Raw genomic sequence first — 23918 nt, 5'->3', positions numbered from 1 at the left:
CGACGGCTGTGTGCGCCCTGCTGCCGAGGTCGAGGATCGTCACGGTGCGGTTGCCGACGGGCACAGTCGGTCGAACGACCGGCATCCGGTTCGGGCTCGCGTGTCCACCGAGTTCTCAGCGCTGTTCCGAGGCCACCGGAGCCAGCTGGTCCGCGACGTCGCCGGGGACGTGCAGACCTCCGTCGCGCAGGTCGCTGATCAGCTGCGCGGTGAGCGGGTCCTGGGAGCCGGCGGTCAGGGCGACCAGGCGGCGCTTCCACCGGGGGTCGAAAGGCCGGACCGCGCCGGGGAAGCCCGCAGTGACGGCGCTGACCGGCACCACGGCGATCCCCAGACCCGCCGCGGCCAGCTGAGGTGCGTGCGTCGTCACGGCGGTGCGGGCCACCACCGACCCCCTCAGGTCGGCTTCGAGGTTGCTCTCGATCCACGTGCCGAGGTTGTTCTCCGGTGTGAAGTGCACGAACGACTGGCCGTGCAGGTCCTCCTGCCGGATCGCGCGCCGCGAGGCCAGCGGATGCCGAACCGGCAGTGCCACGACGACTTCCTCCTCGGCGACCGTGGTCTTGGAGAAGTCCGTGTCGCCGAGGTCGGGCAGCAGCAGGAGGTCGGCCTCGCCGGACTCGAGCGCGGCGAAGGCGGACTGCGGGTCCGTGCTTTCGCGGAACGCAATCGTCACGTCGGGACGTTCGGCGTTCCAGCGGGTCAGCACTGGCGCGAGCAACACCACTGTGAGGCTCTGCGCGCACACCACGCGGACGGTGCCTCCGACGGCCTGACCCGCCGCACGGGCGAGGCGGATCGCGTCGTCGGCGGCGGCCACGGCCCGGCGGGCCTCCGGCAGCGCGGCGCGTCCGGCGGCCGTGAGACGGACTCCGCGGCGGTCGCGGATCAGCAGCGCGGTGCGGGCTTCCCGTTCCAGGGCGACCAGTTGGTGCGAGATCGCCGGCTGGGACAGGTGCAGGTGCTGTGCCGCGCGCGTCACCGAGCCCAGGTCAGCGGCGGCGAGCAGGCACTCCAGCGCACGCAGAGTTGGCATAAACAGAACTTATCATCGAGCAAGGTTATATCGATCCTGCGACGGGAAGTGTTCGCGCGACGACACCGTTGGACCGGACATGTCAACAGCATTCGTCACCGGCGGGTCCGGTTTCATCGGAAGCGCCTTGATCCGCCGCCTGGTCGCCGACGGCCACGCGGTGTCCGCCCTCGCACGCAGCGACGCCGCGGCCGTCGCCGTCGAACGCGCCGGCGCCACCGCCGTCCGCGGCGACCTCCTCGACCCCGCCACCTGGGCTCGTCCCGGCGACACCTACGACGTGGTCTTCCACCTCGCCGCGGAGACCGACCTCGCGGCGAGCCCGGAACAGCACCGGCTCGTGACGGTGGACGGGACCGCGGCCGCTCTCGAAGGCGCGCGCCGCGTGCACGCCGGGAGGTTCGTCTACTGCGGCTCGGAAGCCTCGCTGCTGGCCGGCGAACCCCTGGTCGACGCGGACGAGACCGCCCCGCTGCGCCCGGACTCGCCCGCGGCCTACTCCGCCACCAAGGCGCAGGCCGAACAGCTCGTCGCGGAGGCCTCGGACGACCGGCTCACCACGGTGATCATCCGCCCGCGGTTCGTGTGGGGACCGCACAGCAGCCTGATCGGCGCGATCGTCGGGGCGGCGCGGGAAGGCCGGTTCGCCTGGATCGAGGGCAGCAGGGTGCTCACCGACGTGACCTACGTCGACAACGCCGTGGAAGGACTCGTCCTCGGCTGGGTGCACGGGCGGCCCGGCGAGGCGTACTTCATCACCGACCGCGAGCCGGTGGAGCTGAGGTCGTTCCTCGAGACGCAGTTCCGGCTCTACGGGGTGGACCCGTCGGTACCGGACCTCGACCTCCCCACCGCGCTGGAGAACGTGCCGGTGCCGTTGCTCTGGTTCTTCTCACAACAGTGCACTTTGGACACCGCCAAAGCCGTGGCGGAGCTGGGGTACAAGCCCGTGATCACCCGCGCTCAGGCGCTCACCACCACTCAGGAGAGCAGGTGACGCACTGATCAGCGTCGCCGGTACAGCGCCCTGACCCGTGTGTCGCTGTCGAACCACGTCGGCAGACCGGCGGACCTCAGCACGGGCCGAGCCCGCTGAAGAGGTCGGTTTCCGGCACGGGACATCCCGTGGTGTCCCGTGCCCGGATGTAGTCCTCGACACCGAACACCTCGGCGAACTCCGCGGCCGGCAGCCTGCCTGCGATCGACGAGCCGAGCTGGGAGGCGTGGCAGTGCAGCGCGGCGCGCTTGCGGTCGACGACCGCGCGGGGTGTCGACGGTCGTGGTGATGCGCGTGTCGACGCCATCGAGTCCGGGGGCACGTCCCGGTGAATCCCGACCGAGGCGGCCACCCGGACCAAGCGTTCCCAGTGCGCCCGGACGTGTGCCTTGAAGTAGAGCTTGGTCGCCACTCCGGACAGGTCGAACGCCGCCGAAGCGACCTGTGCGGCATGCAGGTGGTCCCGGTGCTGCGCCGTGTTCTCGGCGTCGTAGGTCACCACGACCTGCGGCTCGTAGTGCTCGATCAGTCTGGCCACCTGGTCGGCGGCCTCGGGGACCGGCACGTCCACGAAGGCGCCGTGAGGCTTCTTCCAGGCCGGGATGCCCGAGTCGTGGTACCCGAGCAGTTCGACGTCGGTCACACCGAGGACGCGGCACGCCGCCTGCAACTCGCCGAGCCGGTGCGCCGCGACCCGTGCGGGGTCATGCGCGGGTGTGAACGGCTTGGCACCGTCCGGCGCGTCGCCCAACTCGCCGTTCGTGCACGTCACGAGCACGATCCGGGTGCCGAGCGACGCGTAGTGGGCCAGGATGCCGCCGGTGGACGTCGACTCGTCGTCGGGATGGGCGTGCACCGCGAGAAGCGTTCGAGTCATGGTGTCCAGTGAAGTGGATGTCAGCACGTCAGCAGCATCAGCGTGAACATCGTCGTCGAAGCGGTGGCGAGGGGGAGCGCGACGGCTGTGAGACCGGTGAGCGTGCCGGAGAGGACTCTGCTCACGCGGCTCGGTGTCCGGGGCCGCCGCCGCAGGCGTTCGAGCCGGGCGTCGATCGCGTCCCTGCCCATCGCGAGCGCCGAGTCCGGGGCGCCGTGGCACGAGACGCGCAGCAGGGCGGTGCGGACGGTGTCCGCGCCGTGGGTGCGGGCCGCGGTCATGTCCGCCGACATCTCGACCAGCTCGCGGATCGTGCCGCCCGCCCGCTTGAACAGCGGGAGGACGGGCAACGCGGTGGCGACGGCGTCCGCGGCGGCCACCAGCAGGTGATGGTGGCCGTTGAGGTGGGCTCGCTCGTGGTCCAGGACGGCGTCGACCTCGCTGGGGGTCAGGTGGAGGTGAAGTCCCTCGGTGGCGACCACGACGCCGGGCTTGCTCGCGAGGCTGAACGCCAGAGGTCGTTCGTGGTCGAGCCACACCGTCGGAGGTGCGCCGGCTTCTCGTCGTCCGGCGAGCCGGAGCACCGAGAGTTGCTCCTCGCGGGCTCGGGCGCGTCGGCGGGCGCCGCGTGCGCCGACGACGGCGACGCGGACGAGCAGTCCGGTCAGCAGTGCGCCGCCGGTGATGCCGCCGAGCACCTCGACGGTGGGGGTGGTGCCGTGGACCACCGACTCCCAGCAGTGGTGCAGGGTGGAGAGGCCGTGCTCGGGCAGCAGGAGCAAGACCACCGCGACAGCGGAGGTGGCGACGACCGCGACGATCGACGTGAGCCACCCGACGAGAGCGACCACCGGGTCGCTGAGGCGCCGCAGCAGGGGTGGCGCCAGCCAGCCGGCCGCGGCGCACGCGAGCAGCAGGGCCAGGGCGACGGTCATTTCCCGGCGGCCTTGCGGCGGAACGCCTTGCGCAGCACCGCCGACTCCTCGGCTGTCGCCGACTGTGCGAAGTGCAGCAGGGCGGCTTCCGGATCGCCGGAGGCGACGAGGATGTCGCGCACGGCGTTCGAGGCCGCTTCGACCCGGCTGGTCGTCGGCTCGTACCAGTAGGCCTTGCCCTCGAGCTCGCGGGCGACCCAGTCCTTGCGGTGCAGGTTGTCCAGCACGGTCATCACGGTCGTGTAGGCGAGTTGCTTGCCGGTGTCGAGGCGTTCGAGCACCTGGCGCACCTTCAGCGGTTCTCCGGCGTGCCAGAGCACGTCCATGACGGCGGCTTCCAGCTCACCCAGTCCACGCATCACTTCACCCTTTCCCGCAGGCCGAGAAGTATGCCCGGCGGCCGGATCACGCCACCAACTTGATCACCTGTGTCCGACCTGTGGCCGGACGTGGCTTCCTCCCACGCCACCGGCGGAATGATCAGCACGAGCCGGCGGAAGCGGCTCGGTGCCGCGATGGCGGCGCGCAACGCCACGTCGCAGCCCGATGACGAGCCCATGAAGTCGGCCCGTCGAGTGCCCGCGCCCGCGCTGGTCGTAGGTCAGCAGCCGGTGATCGGCCGCGGGCGTCGAAGTCGAGGAGGCGCAGCCAGGGGACCCTGCCTGGCTCAGGAAGACGTCGTGGGCGGACCGAATCCGGTGAGCTCGTAGGCGATCCTGGCGTCCGCCCTGCTGACGTGCCTGTCCCGCACCACTGCCCCTCAGCGTGGAAGTGGCCCAGCTCGCGCGGCGGCGAGCTGGGCCACGAATCAGACGGTTTGCTTGTTCGCGCTGCGGAAGCCCCGCAGTCTCAGGCTGTTGCTCACCACGAAGACGGACGAGAACGCCATCGCGGCGCCCGCGATCATCGGGTTGAGCAGGCCGAGCGCCGCCAGCGGCAGGGCGGCCACGTTGTAGGCGAAGGCCCAGAACAGGTTGCCCTTGATCGTGCTGAGCGTGCGGCGCGACAACCGGATGGCGTCCACCGCTGCCCGGAGATCGCCCCGGACGAGCGTGAGGTCGCTGGCCTCGATGGCGACGTCGGTGCCGGTGCCCATGGCGAGGCCGAGGTCGGCTTGGGCGAGCGCGGCGGCGTCGTTCACGCCGTCACCGACCATCGCGACCACGCGACCCTCGGACTGCAGACGCTTGACCACGTCGACCTTGTCCTGGGGCAGCACCTCGGCGATGACCTCGTCGATGCCGACCTCGGCGGCCACGGCCCGGGCGACCGCCTCGTTGTCCCCGGTCAGCAGCACCGGCCGCAGTCCGAGGCCGCGCAGTCCGGCGATCGCCTCGGCGGAGGTGGGCTTGACCGTGTCGGCCACGACCAGCACGCCTCGCGCTTCGCCGTCCCACGCCACCAGCACCGCGGTACGACCCTTGTCCTCCGCCTCCTCCTTGGCGGCGATGAGCTCCTCGCTCAGCCTGACGCTCCACTCCTGGAGCAGGCGTTCGCGGCCGACCAGCACGGCGTGCTCGCCGACGACACCCTGGACGCCGAGGCCCTCCAGGTTCCGGAAGTCCTCCACCACCGGCAGGTCGCCCACGCGGTCGGTGGCGCCCGTGGCGATCGCCTTCGCGATCGGGTGCTCGGAGGCGTGCTCCAGCGCGCCGGCCAGGCGCAGCACCTCGTCCTCGGTCACGCCATCGGCGGCGTGGACCTCGACGAGGCTCATCTGCCCGGAGGTGACGGTGCCGGTCTTGTCGAGCACGACGGTGTCGACCCGGCGAGTGGACTCCAGCACCTCCGGTCCCTTGATCAGGATGCCCAGCTGCGCGCCACGCCCGGTGCCGACCAGCAACGCGGTGGGCGTCGCCAGGCCGAGCGCGCACGGGCACGCGATGATCAGCACGGCCACCGCGGCGGTGAAGGCCGCCGAGACCCCCGAGCCCGCACCGAGCCAGAACGCGAGCGTTCCGACGGCCAGCGCGATCACGATCGGCACGAACACCGCGGAGACCCGGTCGGCGAGGCGCTGGATCTCCGCCTTGCCGCCCTGGGCGTCCTCGACGAGCTTCGCCATCTGCGCGAGCTGCGTGTCCGCACCGATGCGGGTGGCGCGCACGACCAGCCGGCCACCGGCGTTCACCGTGGCACCGACGACGGTGTCACCGGCCTCGACCTCGACGGGCACCGACTCGCCGGTGAGCATGCTCGCGTCGATCGCCGAGCTGCCCTCCTCGATCACGCCGTCGGTGGCGATCTTCTCGCCCGGCCGCACCACGAACCGGTCGCCGACCTTCAGGTCGTCGACGCTGATCCGCTGTTCACGTCCGTCCCGCAGCACCGCGACTTCCTTGGCGCCGAGCTCGAGCAACGCCCGGAGCGCGGCCCCGGCACGGCGCTTCGACCGCGCCTCGAAGTAGCGGCCCGCGAGGATGAACGTGGTGACGCCCGCGGCGACCTCCAGGTAGATGTTGCCCGCGCCGGACATCCGCTGGACGGTGAGCTCGAAGGCGTGCGTCATGCCGGGCGTGCCCGCGGTGCCGAGGAACAGCGCGTACAGCGACCACAGGAACGCGGCGGCGACGCCGATGGAGATCAACGTGTCCATCGTCGCGGCGCCGTGGCGCAGGTTGGTCCACGCGGCCTTGTGGAACGGCCAGGCGGCCCACACCACGACGGGAGCAGCGAGCGTGAGCGACAGCCACTGCCAGTGGGTGAACTGCAGCGCCGGGATCATGGCGAGCGCGATGACCGGCACGGTGAGCACGATCGACGTGATCAACCGCTGCCGCAGCGTGCGGGTCGGGTCCTCCTCCGCCTTCTCCGCGCTCCCGGCGGCCTGCGGGGGAGCGGGCAGCTCGGCCGTGTAGCCGGTGTTCTCGACGACCTTCACCAACTCTTCGGCGGTGAAGGTCTCCGGGAAGCTGACCCTGGCCTTCTCGGTGGCGTAGTTGACGCTGGCCTGGACGCCGTCGAGCTTGTTCAGCTTGCGCTCGATCCGAGCGGCGCAGGAGGCGCAGGTCATCCCGCCGATCGAGAGCTCGATCCGACTCGTGCGGACGTCAGCCGCCGTGGCCATGGCCGTCCTCCTTCGATGTGGTCGTGCCGGTGGGCTGGGTCCGGGGCTGCGACGCCGCCGAGTCCGTCGCGGCGAGGGTGAACTCCGCGGTGCGGACCTGACCCCCGTGCTGGAAGTCCAGGAAGAGGCGGTACCTGCCGGACGTCGGGACCTCGACCGCGAACTTCACCCCGGGGCCGGCACCGGGTGCCTCCACCGGATGAACGTGCAGGTAGGCGAGGTCGGCGGACCGGAGTGCGACCAGGTGACCGTTCGCGCCGAGGTAGGGCTGCAGGTCGGTGACCGGCTTGCCGTCCTTGGTCACCGTCGTGGTCACCGCGGACTCCGCGCCGGGCTTCAGATCGCCGTCGAGGCGGACCGTGTAACCGTCCACCGCGAACTCCCGCGAATCCGTCTCGTACTGCTTCGGCTCGTAGGCGCCGGACACCTGGATCTCCGTGCCGAGAGTGGTCTTGGTGCCGTTCTCCGGCTTGAAGTCGGCGAAGACCCGGTAGCTGCCGGCGGCGGGCAGGGTCAGCGGCACCGACCACGTCCCGTCCGCGGCCATCTCGGGGTGCACGTGCTGGAACCCGGAACTGTCCCGGCGCACCAGCACGAGGTGCAGCCGCTTCTCGTGCTCCACTTCGAACTTCGTCACCGTGCCGCCGTCGGCAGTGCCGACGGTGAACTGGAAGGACTGCTGCTCGCCGGCGTTCGCGCTGGTGCGCAACGGCTTCAGCACGTAGCCGTTGTCCGCGGCGGACAGACCGGGCGGCAGCTCGTCGCTGCCGGTGCCGGAGGCGGACTGCGTGGCGCCGTGGTCCATCGCGGCCGGGGCGGTGTCGCCACCGGACGGACCGGCCGCGGCGCCGGCAGCCCAGGCGCCGCCGAAGACGATCGCCAGCACGCCCGCGTAGGCGCTCACCTTCGTGGCGGTGTTCATCTCGGGCCCCTTCAGCTCGCGACGAGCGTGTAGCCGGCCTCGGTGACAGCGGCGCGGACGTCGTCCTCGGCGACCGGCTGGTCGCTGGTGACGGTGACCTTGCCGCTGTCCAGCTCGACGTCGACCTTCCGCACGCCGCCGATCTGGCCGATCTCCTCGGTGACCGAGCTGACGCAGTGTCCGCAGGTCATGCCGGTGACGGTGTAGGTGGTCTCGGTCATGGGGAACTCCTCGTTGCTGATGGGACTGGGAAGTCAGGAGCGGACGAGGCGGGCGATGGCGTTGCTGGCCTCGGCGATCTTCTCCTCCGCCTTGGCGCCGCCCTCGGTGATCGCCTCGCTGACGCAGTGCTTCAGGTGCTCGTCGAGCAGTCCGAGCGAGACGGCTTGGAGTGCGCGCGTCGCGGCGGAGATCTGGGTGAGGACGTCGATGCAGTAGTCGTCGTTCTCGATCATCCGCTGCAGGCCGCGCACCTGGCCCTCGATGCGCTTCAAGCGGCGCAGGTGGGCTTCCTTGTTGTCCGTGTAGCCGTGCATGTGCCGCTCCTGTCGATCGGTCCGTCGCGCGGCCGGTCGCGGCTGACCGGGGGAACGACGGGCGCTTGCGGCAAACATACCCAAGGGGGGTATGGGTGTGCAAGGCTAAGTAGCAATACGGGGTAGGGGTACTTGCGCGATCTGGCTCACGCTGGCGTCGTGGGCTCCGGGTCTGTTGCCGCTCAGAGGAATGCGACATGCGCGGTGAGAAGCAGTCCGGGCCGGGTGAACTGGTGTTCACCCGGCCCGGACGTCGTCAACGGGGCGGTCCTACTTCAGCAGCCCCTGCATTTCGGTGATCTCCGCCTGCTGCGCGGTGATGATGTCCTGCGCGAGCTTCTTGCTCTCGGCGTTGCTGCCCTTGTCGAGGTGGGTTTCGGACATCTCGATCGCACCCTGGTGGTGCCTGATCATCATTTCCGTCCACATGCGGTCGAACCCGGCACCCGAGACCCGGCCGAGCCCGGCCATCTCCACGGCGGTCATCATGCCGGTCCCGGCGCCGTGGTCCATCGAACCGTGGTCCATTTTGGGCATCGACGACGCCGTCGGGGCCGCGCCCCACTTCGAGAGCCATCCGGTCATGGTCTTGATCTCCGGGTCCTGCGCGCCCTCGATGCGCTCGGCGAGGTCGAGGACCTTCGCGTTGGTGCTCTTGCCCGGCACCATCTTGGCCATCTGCACCGCCTGCTGGTGGTGGACGATCATCTCCTGGGCGAACCGCACGTCGTGGTCGTTGTGGTCCGCCGCCTGCCGGCCGGGGGCCGGAGCCGGCGTGCTCGTCGAGTTGTGCCGCATGCCGCTCATGTCGTTGCCGCCGCTGCTGCACCCGGTGACGAGCGCGAGAACAGCGACGCCCGCGACGCCGAATCCGATCGGAGACTTCCTCATCGAGCTTCTTCCTCCTGTGCTGGGAAATGTGCGATCTGTCTCCGGAGACCGGACTGATCACAACCTCAGCACGCAGAGGGAGCCGAGCAGGTCGCGACCGCCTCTCGGTGGTCGGTCCGGGGCGCGAGGCCGGACGCCCGTTGCCTGAACGCGCACAGGGACAAGGCGCCTCGCGGTCAGCAGCAGCAACGATGCGAGCAAGACCAGCGACGCGACTGCGGTGAGCACGGCGACGCACAGGTGAAGCACGTCGTGTGTGGGCTCCGGCGCGGGATCTCCGGGGTGGTGTGCACCGTGTGTGCTCGTGGATACGGTTCCGTGTGGGGACGGCACGTCGTTGCTCACGTTGACGTGATGCATGCCGACCACCCCGAGGAACAGCGCGCACAGCAGGATCCATTGGATCGTTCTGCCGTGCGTCGCCGGAGCCATATAACTACCCTACCTAGTAGGTCGCATCAACGGTGTCTACGGGTCGCTGCGTGATCTGGTTCAAGGGGGAGCAGATCGACCGGCCCCAAATCCTGTTCAGGGTAGTAGGTCCCTGATTCGGGCAACCTCGTCTTCCTGCGCATTTCGTCTGCAGTCCTGCTGCTCCACGAGGAGGACTTGACACCCCCTGGGGGTATAGGCGTAGCTTGGCCGCAACATACCCCAGAGGGGTATCAAGGTCGGAAGACGAGGAGCAGGCGATGAACCACACCGGTGGGCGAACGGGTCTGACAAGGCTGGCCGTCTCGGCGACGCTGCACTGCCTCACGGGCTGCGCCATCGGTGAGGTGCTCGGCATGGTCATCGGCACCGCGCTGGGCTGGTCGAACCTGGCGACGATCGCCCTGGCCGTGGCGCTCGCGTTCGTCTTCGGGTACGCGTTGACGATCCGTCCGGTGCTCGAGTCCGGTCTGCCGCTGCGCGCCGCGATCGGTGTGGCGCTCGCCGCCGACACCGTGTCGATCGCCGTGATGGAGATCGTCGACAACGGCGTGATGCTGATCGTGCCCGGTGCGATGGAGGCCGGCCTGGCCAGTTGGTTGTTCTGGGGGAGCCTCGCGTTCGCGCTCGCGGTGGCGTTCGTGGTCACCGTGCCGGTCAACCGGTGGCTGATCTCGCGCGGCAAGGGGCACGCCGTGGTGCACCAGTACCACGGCGGCGGCCACGAGGGTCACCACCACTGAGTGATCGGTGGCCGCGAGGTGCTCGCGGCCACCTCTCGTCCGAATCTTCGTTCTGCAGGGGTGGGGCCTCGCACGTCCGGTCATGGCCGGCGTGCGGAGGTCGTATACCCCCTACTGGTAAGGAGTACAGGAAATGTCTCGATCAGAGGGGACTGATCGGCGCAGGTGGTGGGCATTGGCCCTCATCGCCGCCGCGCAGTTCATGGTCATCATGGACACCTCGATCATCGGTGTCGCGCTGCCGGGGATCCAGGCGGACCTCGGGTTCTCGCAGGAGGACCTGTCCTGGGTCTTCAACGCCTACGTGGTCGCGTTCGGCGGACTGCTGCTGCTCGGTGGCCGGCTGTCGGACCTCCTCGGAGCCCGCCGCGTGTTCGCCGCCGGCTGGCTGGTGTTGCTGGTGGGCTCCGTGGCCGCGGGTGCGGCGGGCTCCATCTGGCTCGAGCTCGCCGGTCGCGCCGTGCAGGGCGCCGGCGCCGCACTCATCGCGCCGTCCGCGCTGACGTTGCTGATGATGCTCTTCGGTGGCGAGCAGAAGCAGCTCGGCAAGGCGCTGGCGATCTACGGAGCGGCCGCTCCCGCCGGTGGCACCGCAGGTGTCTTCCTCGGCGGTGTGATCACCGAGTACCTCAGCTGGCCGTGGGTGTTCTACATCAACGTGCCGATCGCGATCATCGCCCTGATCGCGATCCCTGCCCTGATGCCCGCCGGCACCGCGCAGCGCGGCTCGACCGACCTGTTCGGCGCTGTCACCGTGACAGCCGGGCTGGCGGTGGCGGTCTACGCGATCGTGCGTGCTCCCGAAGCCGGATGGGCCTCCACGGAGACCGTGGTCGCCCTGATCGCGGCCGTGCTGCTGCTGGGCACCTTCCTGCTCGTCCAGGCCAAGCGGAAGGCTCCGCTGGTGCGACTGGGCATCTTCCGCACGTCCCAGCTCGGTGCGGCGAACATCGCGCAGCTGCTGCTCGGCGGCGCGTGGATCCCGATGTGGTTCTTCCTCAACCTCTACCTGCAGCAGGTGCTCGGCCTGGGAGCGTTCGCCAGCGGTTCGGCGCTGCTGCCGATGACCACCGCGATCATGCTGCTGATGGTCGTCGTCGCACCGCGGCTCACCGCACGGTTCGGCGTCAAGGCGATGGTCGTGTCCGGCCTCGTCCTGCTCGCCGCCGGTCTCGGCTGGCTCGCCCTGGTGCGCCCGGACGGCAACTACTGGGTGGACGTCCTGCCCGCCTCGCTGGTGGCTGCCACGGGCATGGCGCTCGCGTTCATCCCGTCGCTGGGCACGGCGATCTCGAGCGCTCGCCCGGAGGAGGGCGGCCTCGCGTCGGGCATCGTCAACACCAGCTACCAGATCGGGTCCGCCCTCGGCCTCGCCGCCATGACCGCCCTGGCGGCCTCCTACGGCGCCGGTCAGCTCGGTGACCCCGAGGCGTTGACCACCGGCGTTTCCGCCGCCTTCGTCGGTGCCGCGGGAGTCGCCGTCGTCGGCGCGCTCGTCGCGGGCGGTACGTTGCGCGGTCGCCGCACCGTCACGGCGGACGGCGAGCGCGAACCGGCGAACGTCTGACCGCTCGTCTCCGTGACCGCTCGTCTGCGCCGAGGGCAGGACCCGACGGCGCGAGCCGGGTCGCCCCGCGCGGGGCGACCCGGCTCGTCGAGGGATGGGTCAGAGGCGCTGGAGGGTGTAGGTTCCGCTGCCGGCCTTGTTGATCAGGACCACGCCGTGCCAGCCGCTGACGGCCGGGGTGAAGGTGATGGTCTCCACCGCGCCGGGGCCGCCGGCCGTGGCACCGGCCGAGGCGGTCGCGCGGCTCCTGACGTAGGTGGAGGACGAGCCGTCCACCGAACCGACGATGAACAGCTCGGCGTCCTGGGACGCGCTGCCCGGCGTGACCTTGATGGTCACCGGCACGCCCGCGGTGAGCATGGTGTCGCGCACCGCCACCACCTTGGAGCTCGTCATGGCCACGGACTGCGAGCTGGCCACGTGCAGCAGGGTCGAGCCTTGTGCCAACTCCAAGGCGTAGTTGCCCCCTGTACCGGAGGCGACGCTGACCTTCGGGTAGAAGTCGCCGAGAGGCGTTTTCCCCGTGTTGGAGTTCACCGCGACGAAGTCCGTCACGCCGGCGACCACGCTGGAACCCTTCTGGATGGTCTGCGCCTTGTCGTCGTACACGCGCAGGTTGTAGTCGGCACCGGCGGGCGGGCGCAGGGCCACCACGGACCACGAGTTGTTGACGGTGTTGTAGGAGAAGTTGTGCGAGGTCGCGGGTGGGGTCGGCCGCGACACCGGGGTGTTGCCGGCCAGCGGGTCGCGGAAGGTGAAGTCGATGGTGTTCTGGTAGAGCGAGGCCAGGCCGTTGGTGAGCGCGGTGTTGAAGCCGTCGGCGGTGCGGTGGCCCCAGAACTCGGCGAAGGTGTTGGACTTGTGGAGGAGGAAGGTCGTCCAGATGTGACCGGGGGTGCGGCCGCCATCGCTCAGCCGGTCCCAAGGGGCCTCGTTGGTGGCGTCCGACAGGTCGATCAGCGCGCCGGCGACGCGGCCCTCCACGGTTTCGCCGTCCTGCCAGGGGAAGGTTCCCAGCGGGGGGTTGGCCCAGGTGGATCCCCAGGTCGCGCTCTCCAGGTCGATGGTCTTGCCGTCCGCCCAGTTCCAGACCGGGTCGTTGTACACCTGCGTCGGGGTCCACTCGGCGAAGCCCTCGACCCAGGCCAGGCCCGCCGTGGACTGCGTGTGGACCTGGTGCCAGCCGCCGGCGCCGGGCACCGGGCTGAACTCGTAGACGTCGTCCATCACCCAGTGGGTGGCCTCGTGCACGGTGGTGTCGCGGGAGATGGGGGAGCTGGCAGGCAGGAAGACCTGGCGGACGTTCTCGTTCGGGTCGTAGTGGGGCCCGACGGCCGAGTCCCAGCGCCAGTTGACGACCATCTGCCGGCAGGAACCGACGTCGAGGTCGTCCCAGCAGTCGCCCGGCTTCCAGTACCACAGGTCGTTGACCGCGTCGAAGGCCTGCACGCCGAGCCAGTGCAGCGGGTCCGTGGGCTGGAGCTGGCCGTAGTTGTGCGTGGCGCCCGCGGCCAGGTTGGACACGACGGTGCTGTCGTAGGAGTACAGGTTGCCGCTGAGGTCCTGCACCCGCCACATGTTGTTCTCGGCGAGGAACCGGACGTAGACGTCCTGGCCGCCGTCGATGATGCCGCCGTCGGCGTCGGTGTTGTCGAAGCAGACGGTGTAGTTGCCCCCGCTGTCGGTGGCGACCACACCGAGCAGGTCGTGGCCGTCGGCGGTGTCGCGGTCCCACACCTGCACGCCGTAGTTGGGAGAACTGCGGACCGCGAAGGTGCTGTCGGTGTAGGCCCAGCCACCGGTGACGCAGGCCGTTCCGGCGAGGGCGGTGGTCTCCTCGCGCTGGGCGGTGGTCCTGACGGGCGCGGTGGCGGCAGCGGCGGGCCGGTGGGTCAACTGCGGCGCCACGCGGCCGGCGGTGACCTTCACCGGGGCGGCGGCGGAGTGGGCGGAACCCGCCATGCCGGGGGTGGACCTGCCGCCGCGGCCGGCGACGGTGAGGTAGACGTGGTCGGAGGGATCGGCCGAGTGCTCGTCACCGGCGGCCACCGCGCGCACCGCGATGTCGGCGGGACCGGCGGTGGTGGCCCGGACCCGGCCGGTGAAGCGCTTGGTGCCGCCCGCGGCCAGCGCGGTGGCGCCCTCGGCGCGGCGCACCCCGCCGCGGTCGGTGGGAGTGGCCGCGGCCACCTGGCGGGTGCCGAGCCCGGCAGGCACCTGCTCCCATTCGAGCCCGGCGGGCAGGTCCACCTCGACGCGCACGTCGGGCCGGGCGAACTGGGCGGTGACCTCCACGGTCAGCTGCGCGGACTCGCCCACGGCCGGCAGGGCGGCCAGCTCCGCCGAGACGGAGACGCAGCTGCCCCACGGGTTCAGGGTGGTGACGTGCGGGTTGGGTCTCAGCGTGCACGCCTGCGGCCCCTCCGCGGCTCGCGCCCCGGCGGGCAGAGCCGTGATCAGGCTGCTCGCGGTGAGTGCGACCAGTGCGGTCGCCCACCAGGCACGCGCCTTCGATCTGGACATCGCTCACTACCTTCTCGGAAGTTCGGAAAGGCTTGTGGGACCACGATTGCGGCGCGGTGTGAATTCCCCCAGAGCCACTACCGGGGAGGACGGGGTGGACCACTCCGGCACCGGGCCGCCGGGATGACCGGCCACAGTGGACGGAGATGTCCGTGCGGCCCAAGGGATGTCCCGCCGATCGGCGCAGTCCGCACCGCGACCTGACGGTGGATCGTGGCGAAAATCCGCGCGGGAGACCACCGCCGCCCACTACCGTTGCGATCAGCGGAAGGGGGAGTGTGGCCGGTTCGCAGCTGATCGGGCGTGAGCGCGAACTCGCCGCGGCGGCCGATGTCCTCACACGGGCGGAGGAGCGCACCGCCCGGTTGCTGCTGTCCGGCGAGCCGGGCATCGGCAAGAGCGTGCTGTGGGAGCGGGTGCTGGCCGACGCCGCCGGCCGCGGCTACACCGTCCTGTCCTGCCGCCCGGTGGAGTCCGAGGCACGGCTCGCCTTCGGCGGTTTGGTCGACCTCTTCGACCGCGTGCCGGACGACGCTCTCGCCCATCTGCCGGGGCCGCAACGGACCGCGTTGGAGGTGGCGTTGCTCCGCCGCAACGCCGACGACGGCGCGGGTGACCCGCGTGCGGTGTGCCTGGCGACGCTCAACGTCATCCGCTCGCTGGCCGCGGACGCGCCCCTCGTGCTGGCCGTGGACGACGCGCAGTGGCTGGACGAGTCCAGCGGCCGGGTGCTGGAGTACGTGGTGCGCCGCCTCGCCGACGAGCGCGTGGCGGTCGTGATGTCCGTCCGCGACGAGGCCGGCGACCACACGCCGCCAGGGCTGGCGGAGCAGGACCACCTGGTGCACCTGCGCCTGAGCGGACTGAGCATCGGTGCCCTGCACCGGCTGGTGCGCTCGGCGGTCGGCTTGCCGCTGCCGCGTCCCACGCTCATCCGTCTGCAGCGGGCCTGCGGCGGCAACCCGTTCTACGCGCTGGAGCTCGCCGGTGTGCTGGACCGCGACGGCGGCGCGCCGGGACTGCCGTTGCCGGCGCCCCGCGCGCTGAGCGAGCTGCTCACCGGCCGGGTGGTCGCGCTGCCCGTCCGCAGCCGGGACGCCCTGCTCTACGCCTCGGCGCTGGCGCAGCCGACCGTGGACCTCCTCGCCGCGGCCATGGGTGACACCGAGGCAGCCCACGAAGCGCTGGCCGACGCCGAGGACCACGGCGTGGTCGAGGTCTCGGCTGGAGCTGTTCGCTTCACCCACCCGCTGCTGCGCTCGGCGGTCTACTCGGCCGCACCGAGCGGTCGTCGACGACAGGTGCACCGGCGTCTGGCCGCTGTGCTGGCCGACCCCGAGACCCGCGCGCTCCACCTGGCCATCGGTGCCGGCGGCCCGGCGCCCGAGGTGGCCGACGCGCTGGACGAGGCCGCGCACATCGCCCGGCAGCGCGGTGCGCCCGAGAACGCCGCCAGGCTGTGGGAACTGGCGGCCGGCCACGTCGCCGACCCGGTGCGCAGGGCCGGGCTGCTCGTTCCCGCCGGGCAGTGCCTGTTCTCCGCCGGTGACGCGCCACGGGCCCGCGAGCTGTTCGAGGCCGCCGTCGCCGAGCTGCCCGCCGGACCGGAACGCGCGGCGGCGCTGCTGGAGCTGGCGGTCGTGGTGTTCTTCGGGGACGGGCCGGTCGAGGCGACCGCGCTGAGCGACGAGGCGCTGGCCTGCGCGGGTGACGACCCGGTGCTGCGCGCGACGACCTACCTGCGCCGGTCGCTGTTCTGCCAGAACGACACCGCCGAGCGCAACCGCAACACGCGCCAGGCGCTGGAGGCGATCACCGGTCACGAGGGTGCGGCGCCCGACGACCTCGTGGCGTGCGTCCTGGCCGGAAGCGCCTACTACCAGCTGCTGGCCGGTGAGGGGCTGCACGACGAGTACCTGCGGCGTGCCGCGGCGCTGGTCTCGCCGACCGGGCAGTCCCGTGACGCACGGTCGGCGCGCAGCCTGCTGCGCGTCATCACCAAGTACACCGACCCGGTGCGAGGGCGTCAGGAGTTCGCGCGATCGCGCGAGGCCTTGCTCGAACGCGGCGAGGAGGCGGTCGCCGTGCACGAGCTGGTCCACCTGGCCGAGCTGGACGTGTGGCTCGGTGACTGGTCCCTGGCAGCCGCGGAGGCCGCGGAGGCCGTCGACGCCGCCGAACAGACCGGGCAGCGGCCGTGGATCGGCTACTCCCTCTACACCCGTGCCCTGGTGGACGCCCACCGCGGGGACCACGACGCGGCCAGGGAGGCGGCGGCGGAAGGACTGCGCATCGCCACCGAGCTGGACGACTCCTGGGTCACCGTGCACCTGCGCGCGGTGCTCGGCTTCACCGAGCTGTCCCGCAACGAGCCGGAGACGGCCAGAGCGCACCTGACGGCCGCGCTGGAGGTCTGCGCGGCCGTCGGGCTGGGGGACTTCCCGCTCAGCTCGCTGTACGGCGACCTGATCGAGGTGACCGCGGAACTGGGCCTGGTCGCCGAGGCCGGGGCGCTGCTCGCGGACCTGGAGCTCCGCCGTGACCGCGCGCCGCGGCCCTGGATCACCGCCGTGGCGGCCCGGTCGGCCGCGCTGGTGCGGATGGCACGCGGCGATCTGGCGGGAGCGCAGGCGGCGCTGGACTCCGCGCCGGACCTGCCGATGCCCTTCGAGCAGGCCCGCACCGACCTGGTGCGCGGCCGGGTGCTCAGGCGGCGCAAGGAGAAGCTGACCGCGCGCGAGGCGCTGCTGGCCGCCAGGCACGAGTTCGACCGGCTGGGTGCGCCCCGCTGGGTGGGCGAGGCCGACACCGAGCTGGGCAGGCTGGGACTGCGCCGCGACGACGAGCACGGCCTCACCGCGACGGAGCTGCACGTCGCCCGGCTCGTGGCGGGCGGGCTGAGCAACCGCGAGGTGGCCGCGGCGGCGTACGTGACGACGAAGACCATCGAGGCCCACCTGAGCCGGATCTACCGCAAGACCGGCGTGCGCTCGCGCCGCGAGCTGAGCCGGCTCGAGTTCCTGAGGGAGTCGCGGCACTAGGGCCTGTGCCGGAGTCCCGTTCGACGGGAGTCGCGCACGTGGACCTCGGCACAGGCACCAACTGTGGGGTCGTTCCCTGATTCGTCGGGGGTGTCTTCGCCGCAGGCTTGGACGCATGACGACGGAGGCGGCCGGGCAGCTGTTCCTGGTGGAGTGCTACCTGCCCGGCGCGGCCGCGGACGAGGTCGCCGCCGCGATGGGAGCGGTGGTGGCCGCGAGCAGGGGGACCGCGGCGTTCGTCTGTTGCCTGGCCATACCGGGTGACGACACCTATTTCTGCCTCTTCAGCGACGGCACGCCGGACCACCTGGGCCGCACCTTCCGCAGGGCAGGGGTGCCCTTCGAACGGATCGTCGAGGCCACGAGGGTCGGTCCGGACGTCGTTGAGGCGGCGTTCGCACGACAGGGGGAACAATGCGCGACCCGGAGAGCTTGACGATTCCGATCAGCCTGGACCGACGAGCCCGCCGTCCGCTGCAGGAACAACTGGCGGAGCAGCTGGCCACGGCTGTCGACCGGGGGCAGCTGGCCCACGGCCGCCGGCTGCCGTCCACGCGGACGCTCGCCGAGCGGCTGGACGTTTCGCGCGGTGTCGCACTCGCCGCCTACGAGGTCCTGTACTCCCGCGGCTACCTGGAGAGCCGCCGGGGTTCCGGCACCTACGTCGCCGGTCGCCCGGCGGACCGGCCGGCGGCCGTCCGCGCGCTACCGGCGACGGCATCTCGCTGCGAGCTGATCGACTGCACCCCCGGTCAGGCGACCCGCGACGGTTTCCCGCTGGCCGCGTGGCGTGCGGCGTGGCGGCACGCGAGCTTCCAGCCCCCGCTGACCTGCGACCTGCCCCGCGGCGGTCTGCCGGAGCTGCGCCAGGCGGTCACCGAGCACCTGCGCCGCACCCGCGGCCTCGTCTCGGAGGACCACGAGGTGCTGATCACCACCGGTGCGCCCCAAGGGGTGATGCACGTGCTGACCGCCCTGGGAGCCCGTGGCCGGCGCGTCGCCGTGCAGGACCCGGCCCCGCAGGTGCTGGGGCAGGCGGTCGAGAACGCCGGGGCCACGGCCGTGGCGCTGCCCGCGAACCGGGACGGTCTGTGGAGCGGTGTGGTGCCACCGTCCTGCACGGCCGTGGTGGTCTCACCCGACGGGCAGGCGCCGTCCGGCACCGTCATGCCCGCACTTCGCCGCCGTCAGCTGGCCGACTGGGCCCGGCGTGAGAACGGCTACCTGGTGGCGGTGGCGCAGGACCACATCGTGCCCTCCGCCGCGCCGTTGCCCCGGCTGCTGCAGCTGGCCGGCACCCGTGTCGTGGCGGTCGGCGACTTCCGCACCGTGTTCGCCCCGTCGCTGCGCGTCGGTTACGTGCTGATGCACCGCAGCCTGCTCAGCGACGTGACGTGGAGCGTGTGCCGGGGCAACGACCAGCCGTCCGCCGTGGCCCAGTCCGCCATGGCCCACCTGCTGGCCGGAGGGCACGTCACGCGTCGCCTGCGCCAGCTGGGGCGCCTGTTCGAGCGGAAGGACGCCCTGGTGCGGGCCGCGCTCGCTCCTCTGCGGCCCGCCGTCCGCCTCGCGGCGCCGGGCACGCCGGGCGTGACCGTGGTGCACCTGCCCGACCACGTCCGCGCCGAGCAGGTGCACGCCGAGCTGACCCTGCGCGGCGTGGCGGTGCCCACGCTGGCGTCGTTCCACCTGCCCGGACGCCCGGCGGGCAACGCGCTGGTCCTCGGGCACGGGCACCTGCCCGACCGGGCGCTGCGCACCGCACTGGAGGAGCTGACCGCCGTGCTGCGCGCCGGCCGCGCGGTGATCGACCGGGCGAGCGGCCTGTAGGCCCGCCCCAGAACTCCGCGCGATCCACGCGCGGTGAAGGAAAGAAGAACCGAGGGGAAGAGTTCTCGTGAACATCCGCAAATCAGCGGCCGCCGCCGCAGTGGTCCTGGCCGCTCTCGCCATCACCGCGGGTCAGGCGGTGGCAGCGGCCACCGGTGACTCGCACGACGCGGGCGTCTCGTCGTCCATGTACGCCGACAACGACGGCGCCGGTGGGAGCAGCAGGCCCTGAGCCGTCCGGGAAGCCGGAGCCGTCCCCTTCCCGGAGGGGGACGGCTCCGGCCGTTTCGCGCTATTTCCCGTCGTCGCGGTCGTGTTCGTCGCCGCCGCGGCGCAGCTCCCGGCGCGCGTCCGAGAGGGACCGGGCCAGCTTCGGCAGTCTGCTCGCGCCGAACAACAGCACCACCACCAGCAGGATCAGCAAGATTTCCGTCGTACCCAGCGGCACGGCACTCTCCTCTCAGGCCAGCGGGACGGTGTCGGTGTGGACCAGGCGGGTGGCGGCGGTGCCGCCGTTGCCGTCGCGGTGCACCTCGAACTCCTCGACGACCAGTCGCAGCGCACCGGCCCCTGTGGGCAGCAGGACCGTGCCGGTCCAGGTCTGGATGCCGTTGGTGCTGGTCGGGTTGGAGATCGTGCTGGCGACGCTTCCCGCGGTGGGCTGCCAGCGCAGCACCGGGTCGGTCACGCCGTCGAGCTGCCGCTCCACGGTCACCCGGACCTCGTTGTGCCGGCCGGAGCCGGTGAGCAGGGGACCGGGGCCGGTCACCTGGACGGTCCGGGTGTCACCGGTGCCGGTCACGACGACCGCGCGGTCCGGCGCGAGCTGCGTGAAGTCCGCGGTCGCCACCGAGGACAGGGCGCAGCCGGGCACCGAGCTGGGCTGGTAGCGGGCCAGCGCCAGGCGCACGAACGGGAAGTAGTTCTGCAGCCGGTCGTCACCCGCCTTCGTGATGCGGATGTCGCAGAACCACAGACCGCGAGCCGAGTCGTAGGCCACGTCGTACGCGGCGAACTTCAGCTCGGTGGCCGGGAACTCCGGCACCGTCATGTGCGAGCCCGAGCCGTAGACGGCGGCCTGCGGGAAGGAGCTCGTGGTCACGTCGTCGGGCATCGCGGTCGAATGCATCGCCCCGTCGGCGCCCCACGCGGTCACCACGCCGCGCATGTGTTCGGGCGCGTCGTTGACCACGTCCGGCCACATCAGGACGGCGAGCTTCTCCCCGGCACCGCTGGAGAACCACGGTCGCTCCAGGTACACCCGCAGCCCGCCGCCGCGCCGCACGCTCTGGCCGGGTGCGGGGCTTTCCCACTGGAAGATCGGCACGACCTGGCGGATCTTGGGCGCGGCGGGACGGGCCGTGCTGGGGATGTTCTGCTCGATGACCGCGGCCGCGCTGCGCGTCTCCGGGCGGACGAACGACACCTCCAGCGTGCGGGGCGAGGTGAGCGTGCCGCCGTCGGTGCGCCGGAACGTGCCGTTGGCCGCGTTGGTGATCACGTAGTCGCCGGACGCCTTGTCCGCGGTGCTCCCCAGTGGGCCGGGGTGGAACCGCTGCTGGGTGTGCTTGTCGACCACGACCAGGTGAGCGGGGTCGATCGGCACGCCGAGGGTGTGCTCCGCCCCGCTGAACGCGACCTCCCGGTGCTCCTGGAAGAACTCGCTGAAGCGGGTGACCGCCCGCACCTCGTACCGCACTCGACGGTGCTTCGTGTCACCGAACTCGTGCCGTGCCTGGAACTCCACCGCCTCCGTGTCCGGCGCCGGCCCGAGCGTCCGGTCCACCGTCACGGTGACCGGGGCGCCGCGGAACTCGCGTTCGAGCTCCACCGCGCTCACGCCGTCGTCCACCGGCATCTTCCAGCGGCCGGCGAACTCCACGCTGCCGGTGCTCTTGCGGCTGACCGTCATGGACGACCCGAGCACCGCACAGGTCGAGCCGAGCTGGCCCTCGGCCGGCCGCCTGACGGTGACCGAGCCGATTCCCGGCACGGCGAGCGGTGTGCGCACGGCGTGCGTCAGGGTCAGCGTCCTGGCGGGCGTGAACATCCAGTGCCGGCCGCCGACGATCGACTCCCGGAGCGCGGTGAGGTTCACCTGGTCCGACGGGTGGGCGGTGTTCCAGTCGGCCGCGCCCTTCTCGACCAGCGGCCACAGCGCCATCAGGTCCAGGTCGGCCGAGTTGAACTGGGCGGAGAGCTGGAGCTGGTAGCTGTCGCCCGGCATCAGCCGCACGGTCAGCACGCGCTCCGTGCCGTTCCACGACCAGCCCGGCGCGCCCTGCTGGAGGCGGATGCGGAACCCCTTGGCACTGGGCCAGGTGGCCGGGTCGGCCGCGACGATCGTGGTCGACGTGGTGCTGCCGGGCAGCCCGCGCACCAGGACGCGCCTGGCCAGCGGCTCCGGCAGGTAGGGGACGGGCAGCGTGTCGGTGTCGTAGTACCAGTGGTCGTCCCTGGGCGCGGGCAGGGTGCGCGCCGAGGCGTGCTGCTCGAGCACGGCGGCGTCGCGGGCGGCCAGATCGGCGTACGCGACGGCGTCCATCGGCCTGCCGTCGACGGTCCGGTCGAGCATCCCGTGCTGTTCGGCGACCCGGACCGTGGTGCGGGGCGGCAGCACGTGGCGGTCGACGGTGCCCACGGCGGTGTCGCCGCCGGTGTTGCCGCGCAGCACCATCACCTCCAGCGACTCGGCCTCGCCCGGCACCGACCGCAGCAGCACCTCGGGGGCCGGCACCGGTTCGAACCGGCGGAAGGTCTCCACCGCGGTGCTCAACGCCGAGTCGGTCATCGCGTCGGCCTGCTCGGCGGTCACCGAGTTGCCCGCGATGTCCACCACCCGCGCCCGCAGCCGGTACCGCCTGCCGAACCGCAGCCGCGGCAGCGCACGGGCCTTGAACCTGGTGCGGAGCTGGAAGTCCTGGTCCTCGGGCCCCTCGTTGTCGGCGAGGCCATTGTCCGCGGCCAGTCCCTTGCCGGGACGGCCCACGGCCAGGCTCCAGCCCGCCCAGTGCACCAGCGACTCCTGGACGTACAGGTCCTCGTCGCCGGCGGCACCGGAGGTCGTCAGCGCGGTCTGCGCCGCCGTCTCCTCCAGCACACCGACCTCTTCGCCGGCGGTGCGCACGAACACGTAGGAGCCGTCGCGCCACATCAGGGAGAACCACCTCCCGGTGGTCTCGTCGCGCACGTCCCACCGGTAGCCCCGGACCACGTCGTCGGCGTTGAGCGTGATGTTGTCGGTGATCTTCCCGCCGTCCGGCTTGAACGCGGCGTCGTTGTTCTTCTGGTTCCGGTCGGCCTTCTGCGCCAGCTGGGACGCCCGCGACAGCCTGCCGACCGAGAACCCGGCCGTGTGCAGCGCCGGAAGGGCCTGCGTGTCGGGTGTGACCCCACTGCGCTTGACCACCTGCCCGCCCTGTTCGTGACGCGCACGGGTCACGGTGTCGGCGAACTGGCGCACGGCCAGCGCCGCGTTGTCCGGGTCCACCTGCACCACGGCGAACCGATCGGTGTCGCCCACCCGCAGCATCCGGTCGCGCTGGTCGCTGTCGGTGTCCGGGATCGCGGTGAACACGTGGCCTTTCACGCCCTTGCCCACCCGGCACCGCATCATGGGCCGCACGTGCACCTCGGCCTCGCCGCCCAGCACCGGCTTCAGGTCGGTGACCAGGCGGACCTCGGTGTCCCGCTCGTTGCCCTGCACGACGGCCAGCAGGGCGGGGTCGGTCGACTCGAAGTCGAGCACCAGGCCCAGCAGCCGCTGGAGGTGGTTGTGCTCGCGGGTCATCGAGACCACCTGGTGGAAGTCGAGCTTCGGCGGATCCAGCTTCGGCGGGTCCCCGGCCACGGGCTCGCGCCTGCGGTGGAACCGCTCGGCCTGCAGGAACGACGTGCCGATGCCGTCGGCGGTCGTGGCGTCGCCCGGCCGGAACGGCACCGCCCACCTGGCCGGGTCCTGCGAGTCGAGGTTGAACAGCTTCTCCAGCGCGGTGCGCAGCCGCTCCTTGCGTTGCAGGCCGGGACCGGTCCGGTCGCTGTCGAACTCGAAGCCGACGGGTCCGAACGCGTCCGCCGCCGCGAGGTCGTTCAGCGGCGGGAACTGTTCGGGGTACCGAGCGCCGAACAGGCCGTAGCGCTGGTTGACGAAATCACGCACGTGACGGGTGGGGTAGGAGCGGAGGCGCCGTTTGACGATCTTGGGCAGCTTGTGGCCCGTGACTCTCGACGAGAGCGGGAAAAGCGCCTTCCAGTGCTTGGACACCGGCGTGGACACGCGTCTGGCCGTGACGCGCAGAGGTGCGCCGTTCCGGTCGAGGATGCCGGGGAACTCCAGTCCGAACGTCGCCGCGGACACCTTGCCCGGCCAGTCGTGCCAGTCCGCGAAGTCGTTCAGCGAGCCGGACGGGTTGGGCGTGGTCGACAGTCGCGGCGCGACGTGCACGGAGAAGAAGACCCTGTCCAAGGTGGGGGAGAGCCCGTTGGGCAGCACGGTCCAGGTGATGGTCTGACTGCTCATGA

The 23918-nt window shown here is 71.6% G+C and carries 20 protein-coding genes; 7 read left to right on the top strand and 13 right to left on the bottom strand.

Annotated elements, in window-relative coordinates; translation table 11 throughout:
- Positions 1-115: 115 nt before the first annotated feature.
- Complete coding sequence (locus tag BLQ91_RS11575) at positions 116-1036, bottom strand: LysR family transcriptional regulator (protein WP_090096817.1); 921 nt, start codon at positions 1034-1036, stop codon at positions 116-118.
- 79 nt (positions 1037-1115) lie between these two features.
- On the opposite strand from BLQ91_RS11575, the gene BLQ91_RS11570 reads away from it, so the two are divergent.
- Positions 1116-2033, top strand: a complete 918-nt coding sequence (locus BLQ91_RS11570; protein ID WP_090096816.1) for an NAD-dependent epimerase/dehydratase family protein — start codon at positions 1116-1118, stop codon at positions 2031-2033.
- 76 nt (positions 2034-2109) lie between these two features.
- Here BLQ91_RS11570 and BLQ91_RS11565 read toward each other — a convergent pair whose 3' ends face one another.
- The 9 genes from BLQ91_RS11565 to BLQ91_RS11525 form a co-directional block, all read right to left on the bottom strand.
- Positions 2110-2910, bottom strand: coding sequence for a PIG-L deacetylase family protein (locus tag BLQ91_RS11565; protein ID WP_143022604.1), 801 nt, complete (start codon positions 2908-2910; stop codon positions 2110-2112).
- Positions 2911-2930: 20 nt separating this feature from the next.
- Positions 2931-3845: a M56 family metallopeptidase gene (locus BLQ91_RS11560; RefSeq protein ID WP_090096814.1), complete on the bottom strand. Its 915-nt coding sequence runs from the start codon at positions 3843-3845 to the stop codon at positions 2931-2933.
- On the bottom strand, positions 3842-4204 hold the full coding sequence (locus BLQ91_RS11555; RefSeq protein ID WP_090096813.1) for a BlaI/MecI/CopY family transcriptional regulator: 363 nt from the start codon (positions 4202-4204) through the stop codon (positions 3842-3844). The genes BLQ91_RS11560 and BLQ91_RS11555 overlap by 4 nt, the downstream gene beginning before the upstream one ends.
- Entirely contained in the window at positions 4204-4404 is a 201-nt protein-coding gene (locus BLQ91_RS41220) for a hypothetical protein (protein ID WP_176959694.1), read from the bottom strand. The genes BLQ91_RS11555 and BLQ91_RS41220 overlap by 1 nt, the downstream gene beginning before the upstream one ends.
- 249 nt (positions 4405-4653) lie before the next feature.
- A complete protein-coding gene (locus BLQ91_RS11545; RefSeq protein ID WP_090096812.1) occupies positions 4654-6912 on the bottom strand; it encodes a heavy metal translocating P-type ATPase in 2259 nt (752 codons plus the stop codon).
- Positions 6896-7834 carry a hypothetical protein gene (locus BLQ91_RS11540; protein ID WP_090096811.1) on the bottom strand — a complete coding sequence of 313 codons (939 nt, stop codon included), beginning with the start codon at positions 7832-7834 and terminating at the stop codon, positions 6896-6898. Before BLQ91_RS11540 ends, BLQ91_RS11545 begins: the two co-directional genes overlap by 17 nt.
- Before the next feature lie 11 nt (positions 7835-7845).
- Entirely contained in the window at positions 7846-8055 is a 210-nt protein-coding gene (locus tag BLQ91_RS11535; protein WP_090096810.1) for a heavy-metal-associated domain-containing protein, read from the bottom strand.
- A 33-nt stretch (positions 8056-8088) separates the two neighbouring features.
- Entirely contained in the window at positions 8089-8370 is a 282-nt protein-coding gene (locus BLQ91_RS11530) for a metal-sensitive transcriptional regulator (RefSeq protein ID WP_090096809.1), read from the bottom strand.
- Positions 8371-8640: 270 nt separating this feature from the next.
- Positions 8641-9261: a DUF305 domain-containing protein gene (locus tag BLQ91_RS11525; protein ID WP_090096808.1), complete on the bottom strand. Its 621-nt coding sequence runs from the start codon at positions 9259-9261 to the stop codon at positions 8641-8643.
- Between the two features lie 692 nt (positions 9262-9953).
- On the opposite strand from BLQ91_RS11525, the gene BLQ91_RS11515 reads away from it, so the two are divergent.
- Complete coding sequence (locus BLQ91_RS11515; protein ID WP_090096807.1) at positions 9954-10436, top strand: DUF4396 domain-containing protein; 483 nt, start codon at positions 9954-9956, stop codon at positions 10434-10436.
- 133 nt (positions 10437-10569) lie between these two features.
- On the top strand, positions 10570-12003 hold the full coding sequence (locus tag BLQ91_RS11510; protein ID WP_090096806.1) for an MFS transporter: 1434 nt from the start codon (positions 10570-10572) through the stop codon (positions 12001-12003).
- Positions 12004-12102: 99 nt separating this feature from the next.
- Here the strand turns inward: BLQ91_RS11510 and BLQ91_RS11505 are convergent, their stop codons facing one another.
- Positions 12103-14526 (bottom strand): hypothetical protein, encoded by a 2424-nt coding sequence (locus BLQ91_RS11505; RefSeq protein ID WP_090096805.1) that lies wholly within the window; start codon positions 14524-14526, stop codon positions 12103-12105.
- A 278-nt stretch (positions 14527-14804) separates the two neighbouring features.
- Here BLQ91_RS11505 and BLQ91_RS11500 point away from each other — a divergent pair, with 278 nt between their 5' ends.
- The 4 genes from BLQ91_RS11500 to BLQ91_RS41215 all read left to right on the top strand — a co-directional run bounded on the left by BLQ91_RS11500 (position 14805) and on the right by BLQ91_RS41215 (position 19629).
- Positions 14805-17567: a helix-turn-helix transcriptional regulator gene (locus tag BLQ91_RS11500; RefSeq protein ID WP_176959693.1), complete on the top strand. Its 2763-nt coding sequence runs from the start codon at positions 14805-14807 to the stop codon at positions 17565-17567.
- Between the two features lie 115 nt (positions 17568-17682).
- On the top strand, positions 17683-18003 hold the full coding sequence (locus BLQ91_RS11495; RefSeq protein WP_090096803.1) for a hypothetical protein: 321 nt from the start codon (positions 17683-17685) through the stop codon (positions 18001-18003).
- Entirely contained in the window at positions 18000-19397 is a 1398-nt protein-coding gene (locus BLQ91_RS11490) for an aminotransferase-like domain-containing protein (protein WP_176959692.1), read from the top strand. Before BLQ91_RS11495 ends, BLQ91_RS11490 begins: the two co-directional genes overlap by 4 nt.
- Before the next feature lie 67 nt (positions 19398-19464).
- Positions 19465-19629: a hypothetical protein gene (locus BLQ91_RS41215; protein WP_176959691.1), complete on the top strand. Its 165-nt coding sequence runs from the start codon at positions 19465-19467 to the stop codon at positions 19627-19629.
- Positions 19630-19689: 60 nt separating this feature from the next.
- Here the strand turns inward: BLQ91_RS41215 and BLQ91_RS11485 are convergent, their stop codons facing one another.
- The gene (locus BLQ91_RS11485) at positions 19690-19845 is read right to left on the bottom strand and encodes a Sec-independent protein translocase subunit TatA/TatB (protein WP_090096801.1); all 156 of its coding nucleotides are present in this window, start codon (positions 19843-19845) and stop codon (positions 19690-19692) included.
- A 12-nt stretch (positions 19846-19857) separates the two neighbouring features.
- Positions 19858-23916, bottom strand: a complete 4059-nt coding sequence (locus BLQ91_RS11480) for a hypothetical protein (protein ID WP_090096800.1) — start codon at positions 23914-23916, stop codon at positions 19858-19860.
- Positions 23917-23918: the final 2 nt, after the last annotated feature.

Source organism: Lentzea jiangxiensis (assembly GCF_900104175.1).
GTDB lineage: Bacteria > Actinomycetota > Actinomycetes > Mycobacteriales > Pseudonocardiaceae > Lentzea > Lentzea jiangxiensis.
This window is presented reverse-complemented; position numbering and strand designations above follow the sequence as displayed.